Source organism: Streptomyces cirratus, from assembly GCF_014650775.1.
GTDB lineage: Bacteria > Actinomycetota > Actinomycetes > Streptomycetales > Streptomycetaceae > Streptomyces > Streptomyces cirratus.
On the sequence record NZ_BMVP01000011.1, the window covers coordinates 117941 to 131283 of the forward strand.

Genomic DNA, 13343 nt, shown 5'->3' on the forward strand with positions numbered 1-13343 from the left:
CTGTACCAAGTGGAGGTTTTCGCTATGCCCGAGAAGGTCACGAAGGAAAAGGTCCTCGTCTACGTCGTGCGCGACGGGCGCCTTCTGGTGTTCCGCCACACCGACTACTCCTACGAGGAGGTCGGCATTCAGGTCCCCGCGGGCAGCATCCGCCCCGGTGAGACCCCGGAGGCTGCCGCTCTGCGCGAGGCCCGCGAGGAGACCGGCCTGTCGGACTTCAAGATCGTCCGCAAGCTCGGCGAGACCGAGTACGACATCAGCCCGTACCGGTTCGAGATCCAGCACCGGCACGTCTTCCACCTGGAGCTGACCGAGCCGACGCCGGAGCGGTGGATGAGCCAGGAGGACCACGACGGCGAGCAGGAGCCGACTCACTTCGAGTGCTTCTGGATCCCGCTGGAGGCCGCGCACATTCTCCAGTCCGGCCAGGGCGCCCTGCTGGGGCGTTTGTCCGACTAGCCACTCATCCGGTCACGGCAGCATAGGAGGGGGCAGCCGATGAACCTCAGCACAGAACAGCGCCACACGATCGAGGGGCTCTACCGGAGCCTGGAAGCCGATGACACTGGCACCGCGGTGTCGGTCATCGTCAAGACGCGCGGCGAGACGTGCGACATCGACTGCCTCTACTGCTACGAGAAGCGCAAGGAGGCCCCTGGGGGTGCCAGGGTCAGGGCCGACCAGATCAGGCGCCTGGCCAGCATCTTCAAGGGCCGCAAGCTCGCCGTCGAACTCCACGGCGGCGAGCCCCTGACGGCGGGGCGGGAGCACATCGGCGAGATCCTCGCGGAGCTGGCCAGCATGCCGCAGGTCGTCCGCGTCAGCCTGCAGACCAACGGCGTCCTCCTCGACGCCGACTGGCTGGACATGTTCGACTCCCTCTGCCCGGACCTCCGAATCGGTATCTCCCTCGATGGTGACGCCCAGGGCAACGCCTGGCGTGTCGGCTACGACGGCAAGCCCGTGTATCCGCGCGTCGCCGCCTCCTTGAACCTGCTCGCGGAGCGGGGCCGAAGCGTCGGTGTGATCGCCGCGGTCACCCCGGCGGTGCTGGACCGCGCCGAAGAGGTGCTGGACCACCTCGCCGGCTTCGGTTCGGTCAACGCAATCAGTTTCGTCCCCTGCTTCGACTCCACGATCCGCCGCTCCACGGCCCTGCCGAGCAGGCGCAAGTCGGCCAGCCGGGTGCTTCAGCAGGCTGCTGTGAACGCAGCCGATGGCCCGGCCTGGGCGATCCATCCCGACGAGTACGCCCAGTTCGTCCTTGCCGCCACCTCTCACTGGATCACGGCCGGACACTTCGCCCGCATCAAGCTCGAACCAGCCGTCTCCACGGTCCGGCGATTACGGGGTCTGACGACAGGCTTCTGCCACTTCTCCGACCTCAAGTGCGATCACGTCTTCACCCTCTACCCCGATGGCCGCCTCGGGAGCTGCGACGAACTTCCCTGGCCCCAGGCCCGCCTCACCCAGCTGGAGTCCACGGCCGACGAGCACGAGGTCGTCCGCGCCCAGCAGGACTCCCTCCTCCTGGATCAGGGCAAAGCCCTGATGGACAAGTGCACGACCTGTGACTACCGCACCACCTGCGGCGGAGGGTGCATCGCCACCCGCTGGCGCCAGGACCCGGCCGGTGATCACGACGCGTACTGCGACTACCGCATGCGGATGATCGACGGCATCGCCGCGCTACTGGCCCAGCCCGCACATCCCGTCGGCGCTTGGTGCCAGAGCTTGCGCTGGCGCCCGCGCACCCCGAACAGCATGCGCGACGTAAACGCCTTCCTGGCCCGCTGGGACAAGCCCGACCTCGCCTGCGGTGAAGTGCGGCTCCGAACCAGTGAGCACGGCAACATCAACACCGTGGGCCTCGCCGGCATCCACGAGGCCGACGACCTGACCCCTGCCCACCCGATGTGGCGGGCGGCCATCGAACCCGGCGTCTGGCCCTTGGTCGACACGGTCACCCGAGCCTGGGAGCTCGTCACGTACGACAGCTGCCAGGGCCACCAGTACACCGGCGCGGACCTGGTTCCCACGGGGCTGCGCATCGGGCTCCTCCCGCGCGACCGCCAGGAGTACGCCCGTACTGCCGCGGCCCTGTGCCGGGCCGTAGCCTTGGCGAGCGCCCCCCTCCCCGAAGGCATCGAGGTCAACGTCGGCCGCTCAGAGCTCACGTGCGAGAACACGGGCACCACCACCCCGGTCCTCGACCTGCGCCTGGACCCCCGCTCCGGTCAGGGGTGGGACGGCTACTTCGCCCGCCTGAACGAGGCCGCCGCTGTGTTGGCCGCAGCCCTCGACGCCGAACGTCCCAACGCCGAATCCGCTTGCGCCTGCCCGCTGCCGGTGTTGCCGCAAGCCCCCGAGGGAGTGCCGCGGTGAAGCCCAGCGACACGGTCACCATCCACCAGCTCCTGGGACGCATCGCCTACTTCCACACCCTGTTCATCGAACCCGCTCTCGTCGCCAGCGAGCAGCCCGGAGCGGGCGAGCCTTGCTGCAACCACAAGGACACCGAGGGATTCGGGCAGCCAGAGGTCGGTGCCGTGCTGGCCAGTACCGCTTGGGCGGTCCTCGACGAAATCGCGACCACCGTCGGCGAGCACCTCCTCCTCTGCCCGGACTCCGATCACCGGTGCTGCGCGGTCTGCCGCGTCGCAGCCTCCGGCGCCGCCATCGCCCAGGCATGGACGGTCACCGAGCACCGGGCGTACGGCCTGCCGCAGCCCGCGGACCCCCTCGTGCGGTCCTGCCGCACCACGGCCGCAACTCGTCTCGCGCTCGTCTTCACCCAGCAGCACGGGGCCTCGTGCGGAGGCCTAGCCCAAGCCGAGGCACCTGACGCCAGCCTATTGCCCGACAGCAGCGACTTGCCGTTGACCGGAGAGCTCCTCGCGCTGTGGCAGGACCCGCTGGCCGCCACCCGCAGCCCGGTCGTCAGCTGGCTCAACCACTGCACGGACCTGAACGACATCCACCGCGTGCTCCAGCAAGGGGGAACCACGAAGTGATCCACATTGCCGAGACCGTCGGCGTCGGAAGCATCGAGAACTTCCTCAGCGATGCCGAGCGGACCCACCTCGCCGACCTGATGAACGACGTCCTGACCAGCGGCGGCACCAGCCGCTTCGGTGACGAGCGCCGTACCTCCATCCACGAAATCCCCGGTCACAGCCCCGAAGAGGCCATGGCCGTCTACGAGCCGACCGGACGCGTCGAAATCCCCTCGATCCCCGAAGCCGCCGAGAAACTGCTGAGTGACGCCTTCGAACGCGCCCGTCCGGCGCTCTCCCGCGTCATGCCCTCGATCACCCTGTGCCGCCCGTGGACGTACGTCGAGTACGGCGTGGGCCAGCACATCACCAGCCACCTCGACGGTATCGCCCCCGACCCGCTCGCCTGGCCCCGCCAGATCGCTGGCATCAGCGTCGTCATCACCCAGGCCGACGCCGGAGGCGACTTCTACGTCGAGACCGCCTCCAGCAACCGGCTCTGGAACGGCAAGGCCCCCGATGCCGCCTCGAACGGCTACGCGGAGGGCATGTGGCTGGCCCACGACGGAGCCGACAACTCCGCGGCCTGGTTCCAGCACATGCCCCGAACCCGCTGGAGCGTGGCCCCGGCGCCCGGTACGGCCCTGCTGTACGGCTCCCAGCTCGCGCACGGAACCCTGCCGGTCACCTCGGGCCGCGTCGCCAAGTTCATCAGCTGGCTCATCGCCGAGCCCACCACGGCGGGGTGAGCGCGTGCTCCTGGCCTTGGAAGGCATAGCCGGCGCCGGAAAGAGCACCCTCCGCGACCGGCTCTTGGCCACCGCCCACGCCGAGGACATCCCCCTCAGCCACATCGGCCAGTTCTCCTGGCTCTCCCACCCGGCCACTCGCACGCTGATCCGCCTGCGCGCCGGGCTCGGCGGCGACGAGCAGGAGGCCGTCGAGGCCGCCGCCACGGATCTGACCCTGCACTCCCGCTTCAACATCGCCGTCGCCCTCACCGCGGGCCCGGTCCTGGCCGACCGACTCACCCTCTCCACCGCCTGCCTGCTCGCACTGCTCCACCAGCAGCCCGTCGACGCGTACGTCGAGCGCCTCGCCGAGCAAGCCCAAGCCCGTCCGCAGCTGACCGTTCTGCTGACCACCGAGCCCGACGTCTGCCACGCCCGCATCACTCGACGTGCGACAGAGCGCCGCTTCACCGAACAGCGCGAGACCGCCGCTCGGCTGGCCGACCTCTACAACGAGGCCGCCGACGCCTGGACGAAGGCCACCGGCCTGCCCGTGCTGAAGCACCCCTGCACGACCCACGCCGACCTCGAAGCCCTGGTGAACGCCTGCATGGAGGACCTCCGCTCGGCCGACGGTCCCACGCCCCCGAACAAGGAAGCGAGCCGATGAACCTGCACCCGATGCATCCCGCAGCTTGGGTCCTTGATCAGCTCCGCACGGACGGCTGGCACATCAGCGATCTCCTCGCGTTCACGCGGGCCAGCACCTTGGTCAGAGCGAGCCGCTCCGGCCAGGAGGACGTCGTGCTGAAGGCGGGCTTCGGCAGCAACCACGTCCTGGCCGAGCTCGACCCCAGCGAGAAGCTCGCCGCGTACGGCTTCTACTGGTACGCGCAGATGACCGAGACCGAACGCGCCCTCACTCGCGAAGACTTCCGCCACGAGGCGGAGCTGACCGCCACCGCTGGAGGAACCGATCACATCGTCCCTCTGCTGGAACAGGGCAGCTCGGAGCGGTTCGACTGGTACACCATGCCTCACTGCGACGGCGGAAACTTCCGGGCCTTCATGACCGCGTCGAAGGACACCGGCAAGGGCCTCAGCATCCTCGCCGACGTCGCCGATGGCTTGGACAACCTGCACCAGCGCGGAATCGTCCACCGCGACGTCTACCAGGAGAACATCCTCATCGACCAGGACCGGGGCCTGATCACTGACCTCGGAGCCGCCCGCCGCCTGTCCACCCCACGCGGGCCTGAACACCGCGGCCCCGAGGTCCACTGGCCGCCGGAGTACCTCACCGGCTACCACGAGGCCACCCCGGCAGCCGACGTGTTCAGCCTCGCCGTCCTCGTCCACCGCTACCTGTGTGCGGACATCCCCCGCCTGGCCGGTCACACGAAGCTGCCCCTCATCCCGGAGCCTCTGCGCGGCGTCGTGACCGCCGCGCTGTCCGACGTCGTGGGCGATCGGCCCGCCATGAACGACCTGCGCATCGCGCTCCGCACCGCGGCCGACCTACATCAGCGCTGACAACGCGAGGGAGCCGTCATGCCCAGGGCGAGATCTCCGCCCCCTAGCCAGCACCACAGCACAGCAAGCGGAACGAGCCGAAGCCAACGAGACCGAAAGGCGGAACACCTCATGAACCAGGACCGCATCGCCGACTTCCTCGCCAACGTCGAGGACCTGCGCGGCGAGGACGAGACCGTCCGTACCACCGCCCACACCTCCAGCGTCTCGGCCGAGGGCTGGCCGGCGGCCGAGGCGGAGACCACCACCGCCTGAACACCCGTAGCCGCTCGGCGCTCTGAGCGCCGCCGGTGAACACCCCCGGGGCCGGGCCGCCAGCACCTGCGGCCCGGCCCCGGGCCCACCACCGAACAGGAGAGCCGCCTCATGCACACCCTCGCCGACCTCTTCGACCTCCCGCCGATCGACCGCCTGCACCACGAGCGCATGCAGCGAATCCACGCGGCCATCCGCCCCGGAGTCCAGGAGCCTCAGTCCAGTACCAGTACGGCGGCCGATTACTGCCTGGCCCACCACGCCCTCGAAGGAGCCGAAGCCGCCGCCCGCGCCGGCGATGCCTCGACCTTCGACTGGTACGTCGCCCATCCCGACGCGGGTGCCACCACGGGCTCCGTCCCCACAGCGGTCGGCGTCCGCGTGGTCGTCGCGCCCACACTCGCCGACCTGCCCCGATCCGCGATCTCCGAGACCCCCTACTACGTCCTGGGCCCTGGTACCGAACCCGCCCAGCCCCACCTGTGCAACCTCGCGGCCGACGCCTACGCCAGCGCCGCACGAGCGGGCTTCGGTGACCTGCTCGCCGCGCACGCCGTCGTCCTGTGCCTGCTGCGGACGAAGAACCTCGGCGAGACACTAGACAGCTGGACCATCAGCCGCCTGCCCGGCACCGTCTTCATGGACCACGTCGACAACCCGATCGTCCTGGCCCGCGACCTGGTCCACGAGGCCGGGCACAACTGGCTGAACGACGCCCTCGCGGCAACGGGATGCAAGATCAGCGACGCCGCGCACTTCCACTCCCCGTGGAAACAGACGATGCGGCCGGCGTTCGGCTTCCTCCACGCCTGCTGGGCGTTCCCGCTCACCATGCTGTTCACTGCCCACGCGCTAAACAGCACCACGGGAGACCTGCACCGGTTCTTCACCGCCTACCTCGACCAGCAGCGAAGCCTCCTCGCCAGCACCGCGACCGACCACATCCACGCTCTGGAGCTGATCAGCGACGACGGTCTCCGCCACCGCCTCGCTGCCGCCCACCACCAGGCCCTCGCCCTGTGAACGCGCCCCGCGACGAGCAGCCTGGCCTGTCCCTGCTGGTCCATCGGCCAGGCGAAGAGCCCACTCTTCTCCACACCGGCCTGGCCAGCCTCGAACACGGTCTTGCCATCGGACCGGACACCACGTTCAACGTCGGCTCGGTTGCGAAGCAGATCACCGCCCACCTGATCCTGCTCGCTGCGCGTGATGATCTCCTGCGCCTGGACCAGCGGGCCGCGGACCTGCTGCCCCGCCTCAAGATCAGCGATGTCACCGTCGCGGACCTGGTCACCCACCGGTCGGGCATACGCGACGCCGAGTCCCTGCTCTCTCTCGCCGGCTTTCGGGACCTCGACCACTACACGGCCGACGACCTGCGAACCCTCGCCTACCGCCAGGACCAGCGCGCCGTCCCCGAAGGCCGCTTCCTCTACAGCAACACCAACTACCTTCTCCTGGCAGAGATCCTGGAAACGGTCCATCGCACCACGCTGCCCGACCTCGCCCGGCACCGCGTTTTTGGTCCGCTCGGTATGCACGCCACCCACTTCAAGACGGACCCTCGCCAGGTCATCCCCGGAGCCGCATTCGCCTACCAGGCCACCCACCACGGCTGGCGGCACACAGAAGTGCCGGTCACCCTGCCCGGCCCCGGGACCCTGTGGACCACCGTCGGCGACCTCGACCGCTGGCTCATTCACCTCCTCCAGCGCTGGCAGCACCCCCACCAGCTCCCCTGGCAGGAAGCTGTCGACTACGAGCCCAGCGACCACGAGCCCTACCTCTACGGCCCGGGGCTCTACGCCGACGCTCGCCCCGGCCGCGATGCCGTCTTCCATTACGGTCACGAACAAGGCTTCTCCGCGGCTGCCCACGTGGAGGCGCCGGGGCTACGCGTGATCGCCCTGTCCAACAACGCCGGGCTCTCGGCCGACCGCGTCACCGCCGCCATCCTCCGGAACCTCCACCAGCAACCGACGCTGGCCCCAAAGGAGGCCCTCGTCCGCGCGGCCGTCGTGGAGCGAACCCCGGGCACTACCGCACGGACCCGGTCCACACTCGACGACTACAGCCAACACACAGAGCTCGGCACATTCACTTGCGACCAGGCCCCCGGCAGCCTACGGCTCACCTGCAGCGACAGCGTCCTCCACCTGTGGCGTCGAGGCACAAGAGACGAGCTCACCCTCACAGGGCCTGGCGTCTACGCTGGCAACGGCTACGCCCTCACGCTATCTTCCAGCACGAACCAGGTCGACTGCTTCACCCTCGACCTCGACCGCGCCCCCGGACTCGCGTACATCCGCCAGTAGCCATCCATCGCGAGGCTGCTTCCCAGCCCCGCCTCACCGCCTGGTAGATGGTCGAACTGAGAAGCTCCCAATGCTGGACCACACGGTGATTCCTACGGTCGCTGGCAGCCTGCGCTCATGAAAACTGACGACAACTGCCGCGTCGGCAAGGATGGCGCCTACTGCCGCCCCGCTCGCCGAAGCATGTCCTTGATCAGCTGTCACGAACGAGGCGATCACGATTCGGGCGTTCGAGCCGGAGGCGCGGGTAGCCTTTCTGGCTACAGCCGCAGCCGCGCCTCCGCTGAACTTCGGTGCCGCCAAGGTTCCGGCTACTCTGTGTCAGCTACCGCGTCGTCCAGGTCGAGCTCTCCCTGCTTGCTGCGACGGACAGGCTGACTCAACCAGGTATCGAAGTCGTCGTCCGCCACAGCGAACCAGTCCTTAAGCGCCTTCTTTAGCGCAGAGTTTGCTTGATTCTCTGCAAGGGGGCGGAGGTCATCCACCTTCGCCGTCGGCTGGTTCGTCTTAAGGGCCCGGAGCTGCTGCTTGATACACAGATCCAAATACATACGGCGGGCTTCGCCGACCTTTTTGTCGAACTCTCCGCGGTCCGGAAGCCACGGAGCAATGTGGGACCATGCCGCGGGAACCGCCAGGGCCTGCATCCAGAAGTAGCGAAAGTAGACAGCCTGCGCCGACTCCATATTCCCGATCTGGTTGATCGGGTTCGTGATGCCGGTTTTATTGAAGGCAGCCTTTCGGTCACGTGCCCGGGTGTGCTCGACCTGGAAGAACGCGTTCAATGCTTCGACAAGGGCTTCCGCGAATGCCGGAAGATCCTTGAGTGAGACACCGCCGGGCTGCACCTTACGCATTTCCCACAGCGACCCCATGGTCATGATAAGGCCGAGTTGGCAGGCGTGGGTGTTGAGGACACTATACGCATCCTTGCAACGCTTGACGCGCTCAGGGCGAGTCGAGGCAAGATACTCCTGGGCACGGTACTGATCGAAGTCCTCCTCCTTCCCCTTAAGTGCTTCCCAGGCTCGGATCACATCCGACTTGGGCAGCCGGCGATCCGTAGCATCCCTGTGTTCCAGGTAGTGATCGTGACTGTCCCGCAGAGTCCAGAACACGCCCACGCCGCCAAACAAGGCATCATGGGCAAGGGCCGCAAAGGTATCGGCGACATGCCAGTCGTCCTTGAGTTTGGTCAGGGCGCTGGCGTGCGCCGCGTACGGCGTGGTTTTCGAGAGCAGAGTCAGAATTGCCCTACCCCATGTTTCTTTGAACCTTGCGCTGATGGCATCCATCTTGCCGAGGGGAAACTGCTTGTCACCGAGAGAGTCTCGATCGAAGGAGATCCCACCATCCTCGAAGTATCGCTCGAAAAGAGTGGCTACTTCGAGCTGCCCCCTCATAAAGTCATCCTTTTGTGAGTCACTCTCCTTCCCGGAGATCCCCTGGGCGACATTGGTGAGGTACTTCGACGGGCCGAAGATGCAGCGATTTACGGCCATCTTGAGCAAGTTGATGTTTGTGAGTACAGACCATCGTGCGGGCCGGTAGCTGTTGACTTCGGGGTTGTCGTACTCCACTGCGTACAAGGGAAGGTAGGAGTCGTCGCTCCGACTGCGCAGCTCACTGAGCATGCTGCGAGTGAGGACATTCGACAATTCAGCGTCAGAGAGCAGGATGATCCGGGACTCGCTCGGGGGGCGAGCCTCTTTGTTGACGTCGACGAACAGCTTGCGAGCCGCTTCGTGGGGTCGGGATCCTTCCCCGGTCTGGCCCGGGAACCAGCACACGGTGACCGGGACCTCGACCTTCGACAGGTCGGGCTCACCAGCACCATGCCGTTCCAGGACTCGCCTGACCTGATGCTCATAGAAGGAGCGGTACTTCACCGCGGACGTTTCCTGCCATGAGTTCGTCAGAGTGCGCTCAATCGCGAGGAGCGCCATCGCACGGTGCTGACCGTCGAGAACCACCAGGCTCGACTCAGAGCGGTTCCACCATAGTTTGCCCACGTTGGCGCCATGAGGCTGCCCATCGGAGCCCAGGAGCCGGTGGACCTGGAAAGCGCTGCCAGCACGCTGTTCCTGCCAACTGGCGTCGTCAGCGTTGATGGATGCAAGCTCGCCAAGTTCAGGGAAGGAGGTGGGACGCTTGTTGCGGAAGGGCAGCAGAACGGCAACGATCGGAGGGAAGAAGGCGGGACCTGTCGTCTGAGGTTTGAGCAGGTAGGGGATCAGGTTGACCGCCACCCGGTGATCATCCAGGTCGCGTTGGAGGAGCTGGTTGAAGTCCAGGTCGCCGGCGTCCATGACTTCACGGACGGGCGCCAGGCTCCTGGTCAGTTGACGCTCGGGCGTGTCTGCGTCACCGCCCAGGCGCGCCTTGGTCATGATGTAGTCGACTCGCCCCGCAGGAGTGTCAAAACTTCCCCACGTGCCCTGCACGTAATCCCGGAACGTGAGCCTGCTACCCGAGCCGAACATCCTTCACTGCCTTCCTGCGCTACGTACGTTGTGGGTGCCGGCAGCTCCCGCTGCACGGTCGCGATGCGATGACGTTGAGTGTCCTGACATCCTGCAAGGTCACGGCGTTCCCGGGGCCCGATCCAACAATTGATGTTGGCGTAGCCGACAGAACAAGCCATAACAGCTTGATGTGGCACCCGGCCGCGCCGGAGGATGCAGGCTTCCGGCGCGGCTCAGCGATCAGTCGTCCTTCAGCTCTTCCTTGAGCAGGACCCCGGTGAACATGCCCCAGTAGGTCCGCAGCTGGCTGAACTGCTCGTCCGGGTTCTCATGCTGGGCCTCAGCGCGTGCATAGGCCATGAATAGGAGGTCGATCGCCGCTTCGGCGCGGCGCGCCAGGTCGAGGACATCCTCCGGGCTCATGCCGTCGGCACCCTCGTCAGCGATCTTCTTGAGCGGTCCGTAGACGTCACGGAAGAACGAGTGCCGGTGGTTGAACTTCATGACGGACTTGCCGTTGAGGTGATGAATCTCGAGGAACTCCTTGCCAGGCCAGCTACCGTCGAGCAGTGTGATGGGTTTTGTCCGGATCTGCTCTCGGAGCTCATCGATCTTGGCTGCATCAACTTGAGGGTCAAGTCCCATGTCTTCCGCAGCATGCTGGACAACTTCCTCCTCCTGCTCCGGGGTGGCGCTTCGGCCTGCAACACCCCTCGGCAGACTGGGATCGGTCCGCTCGGCAACAGCCATGCTGCTGCTGTGTTCACCGTTGATGAGGCGATCGCGCGTTTCGACATCTCCCCAATACTCGCGAATCTGCTTGCGAGCCTGGAGCATGGGTCGCTTGAGCCAGTCGCGCAGTTGGTTGCGAAGCTTTGTCACAGGCTCGGCGCCGCGCTTAACGTTACGGACTTGGAAATAGTCGTCCAGGTCAGCGGGGAAGCTCACCTCGATTGCGACGTAGCGGAGCACCTTGTCAGTGCGGCTCGCCTCGAGGAGGTGGGGCACGACATCGTAATAAATCTCCCGACCATTGCGCAGGATGCTTACCCTGGCGGAATTATCGGCGTTGATTTGGAATTCGCGGATGTCCTCGCCTCGGTGGTCACATTCGCCACCCGCGCCCTTCCAGGGGCGAAATTCCGCTGGAACTAGGGCGACGGAGACATGAACCTTGTGGCCGTCGACATCGAGGTCGCCTTCCTCGATGAGCTGACCACGCGGGTCAAGCTTCTGCGGCTTGTACCTTGCGATAATGCGGGGGTTGTCTCGCAGGAACAGGGGGTCGTGCAGAGTGACTACCTTGTGGTCCAGCTCGAAGGTGCGTCCCGTGTCGATGTAGGTGCGGTACGCGCGCGCGATGAACTTGCGCAGATCCGAGAGCTTCTCCTCCAGGGAGGTTCCGTACGTTCCCCCGCTGGACAGGCGGTCGATCTTGCCGAAGACGACAACAGTCCCTGATGCCAGGGGTCGGCCGTCCCGCCCAACCATCAGCTTGGCTGCCTCTTCGGGCCAGTGCGATACCTCTGCGGCAGCGATGTACTGCTGCTTACCGCTGCTGACCTCTTCGAGGTCGATGTAGCTGTGATGAATCTGGGGGTCGTTGGCGCGCTTACTGTAGACGTCGATGCGCTCCCCCAGACTGAGGCCGGCGAGCTTAAGGCCCATCCCAAAGCGGCCGAGGCCATCTCGCTGGTTGTAGCGAGCGCTATAGCCCATCGATAGGACGTTGTGCATGATCGCCGGGTCGATTCCCACCCCATTGTCGGCGATGATGAAGCTCTCGATTGACTTCTTCTTCGCCCCATAAATGGGCAGGACACGAATGAGAGTCGCTTCAGCCTGGATCGAGTTGTCCAGTGGTTCGCCGATCGCAGCAGTGAGGTCAAAGCCCGCATCGCGCATGGATTCCAAAGCGCGATCGATTTGGATGATATTGGCCCGCTGGCCATCGGGGGCGAGAAGAATCGGGTTCGTCATTGCGCGTCCTCGTTCCTTGGTGTGGAAGTCTGCGGCAGGTGTCGAAATTTCTGGGCAGACAGCTGCGCAGGCAGACAGAAGGTGCAGGAGGTCGTGTGAAAGTTCGGGCGATCCGGATGTATACGGTTCACCAGATGGGGCGACAGTGCATGAAACAGAGCGCACTCCATTTCAAAAGCATTCCCGGGGGTGTGATGCACGTCGTACGAGAAATACGAGCCGGCGCGGTCGGTACAGTGCCGAAGCAGCCGACGCCGGACATCCGTGTCGCTGCGTCCCACGTAGCGCGGCACACCGGTGGACGTGTACAGCACGTAGGTGCCGACGACGGACGCCGGAATCAGGGCCCGGATAAGCCAGGGACTCATCCTGACGAGTCGGGCGCTCACTCGGACAACACCGAGGCCGCCCACAGCCGGCGGGCTCTGTTTCGGGCGCGGCTGATTCGCTCCCGCATGCGCGGCACGGGCTGCCCCTGCTGAGCGGCGAGGCTCTCCGCGTCCTCACCCTGTGCGAGGGCCTGGAGCACCGTGCGGTAGGCGGGCGAGATGCCGGGCTCTCTGCGGAGCCACTCGAAGAACTCGACGACGGGGTAGCCCTGGTCTACGACCCCGTGTTCGGCGTCTGCCGCTTCGGGGGCGGTGTACGGGGCGATTGCTCTGCGTCGTTCCAGCGTCTCGTAGGCATGGCCCATGGCTGACCGTACGCGGTACTCCGCTGGTGTGGACTCGTCAGAGGGGTTGCGCAAGAGCTCATCGAGGGCGCGGTCGATCCGGTCGAGCTGGTAGGTGTCGCAGGCGCCAAGGGCGCGCCGTTGCAGCGCAATAAGGGCCCCCTCGACGGGGTGGCTGATCATGTTCGCTCCGTCTTGTCTGGCGGCGAGCCCCATGCGGTGGCTCGCGTCCGAAGGTGAAGCAGTGCTTGTTCGGTTGTCCCGTGAGGGTACTCGATCGCAACGACCATTGGGGTGAAACCCGTTGGGTCGTACGGCTGCTGACTGATCCTCACTTGTATAGGTCGGGTAGCGACCCTTGTTGTTGCAGTGACTCTGGGAAAATTTTCTACCTG

Annotated in this window: 12 protein-coding genes; 9 read left to right on the plus strand and 3 right to left on the minus strand. The window is 66.0% G+C overall.

The window, feature by feature from the left end; genetic code table 11:
- Positions 1 to 24 precede the first annotated feature (24 nt).
- The 9 genes from IE207_RS24080 (at position 25) to IE207_RS24120 (ending at position 7830) form a co-directional block, all read left to right on the plus strand.
- On the plus strand, positions 25 to 459 hold the full coding sequence (locus tag IE207_RS24080; protein WP_053678445.1) for an NUDIX hydrolase: 435 nt from the start codon (positions 25 to 27) through the stop codon (positions 457 to 459).
- Positions 460 to 498: 39 nt separating this feature from the next.
- On the plus strand, positions 499 to 2385 hold the full coding sequence (locus tag IE207_RS24085) for a radical SAM/SPASM domain-containing protein (RefSeq protein WP_190186369.1): 1887 nt from the start codon (positions 499 to 501) through the stop codon (positions 2383 to 2385).
- On the plus strand, positions 2382 to 3014 hold the full coding sequence (locus tag IE207_RS24090; RefSeq protein WP_190186370.1) for a hypothetical protein: 633 nt from the start codon (positions 2382 to 2384) through the stop codon (positions 3012 to 3014). Before IE207_RS24085 ends, IE207_RS24090 begins: the two co-directional genes overlap by 4 nt.
- Complete coding sequence (locus IE207_RS24095; RefSeq protein WP_190186371.1) at positions 3011 to 3745, plus strand: hypothetical protein; 735 nt, start codon at positions 3011 to 3013, stop codon at positions 3743 to 3745. The genes IE207_RS24090 and IE207_RS24095 overlap by 4 nt, the downstream gene beginning before the upstream one ends.
- A 4-nt stretch (positions 3746 to 3749) precedes the next feature.
- A complete protein-coding gene (locus IE207_RS24100) occupies positions 3750 to 4397 on the plus strand; it encodes a nucleoside/nucleotide kinase family protein (RefSeq protein WP_190186372.1) in 648 nt (215 codons plus the stop codon).
- The gene (locus tag IE207_RS24105) at positions 4394 to 5260 is read left to right on the plus strand and encodes a protein kinase domain-containing protein (RefSeq protein ID WP_190186373.1); all 867 of its coding nucleotides are present in this window, start codon (positions 4394 to 4396) and stop codon (positions 5258 to 5260) included. Before IE207_RS24100 ends, IE207_RS24105 begins: the two co-directional genes overlap by 4 nt.
- Positions 5261 to 5371: 111 nt before the next feature.
- Positions 5372 to 5515: a hypothetical protein gene (locus IE207_RS24110; RefSeq protein ID WP_167347301.1), complete on the plus strand. Its 144-nt coding sequence runs from the start codon at positions 5372 to 5374 to the stop codon at positions 5513 to 5515.
- Between the two features lie 111 nt (positions 5516 to 5626).
- Positions 5627 to 6538, plus strand: coding sequence for an aKG-HExxH-type peptide beta-hydroxylase (locus IE207_RS24115; protein ID WP_190186374.1), 912 nt, complete (start codon positions 5627 to 5629; stop codon positions 6536 to 6538).
- On the plus strand, positions 6535 to 7830 hold the full coding sequence (locus IE207_RS24120; protein ID WP_190186375.1) for a serine hydrolase domain-containing protein: 1296 nt from the start codon (positions 6535 to 6537) through the stop codon (positions 7828 to 7830). Before IE207_RS24115 ends, IE207_RS24120 begins: the two co-directional genes overlap by 4 nt.
- Before the next feature lie 311 nt (positions 7831 to 8141).
- On the opposite strand, the gene IE207_RS24125 is transcribed toward IE207_RS24120, so the two are convergent.
- The 3 genes from IE207_RS24125 to IE207_RS24135 form a co-directional block, all read right to left on the minus strand.
- The gene (locus IE207_RS24125) at positions 8142 to 10220 is read right to left on the minus strand and encodes a ParB N-terminal domain-containing protein (protein WP_229873930.1); all 2079 of its coding nucleotides are present in this window, start codon (positions 10218 to 10220) and stop codon (positions 8142 to 8144) included.
- Between the two features lie 315 nt (positions 10221 to 10535).
- Positions 10536 to 12275: an ATP-binding protein gene (locus tag IE207_RS24130; protein ID WP_190186377.1), complete on the minus strand. Its 1740-nt coding sequence runs from the start codon at positions 12273 to 12275 to the stop codon at positions 10536 to 10538.
- 385 nt (positions 12276 to 12660) lie between these two features.
- A complete protein-coding gene (locus IE207_RS24135; RefSeq protein ID WP_190186378.1) occupies positions 12661 to 13131 on the minus strand; it encodes a hypothetical protein in 471 nt (156 codons plus the stop codon).
- Positions 13132 to 13343: the final 212 nt, after the last annotated feature.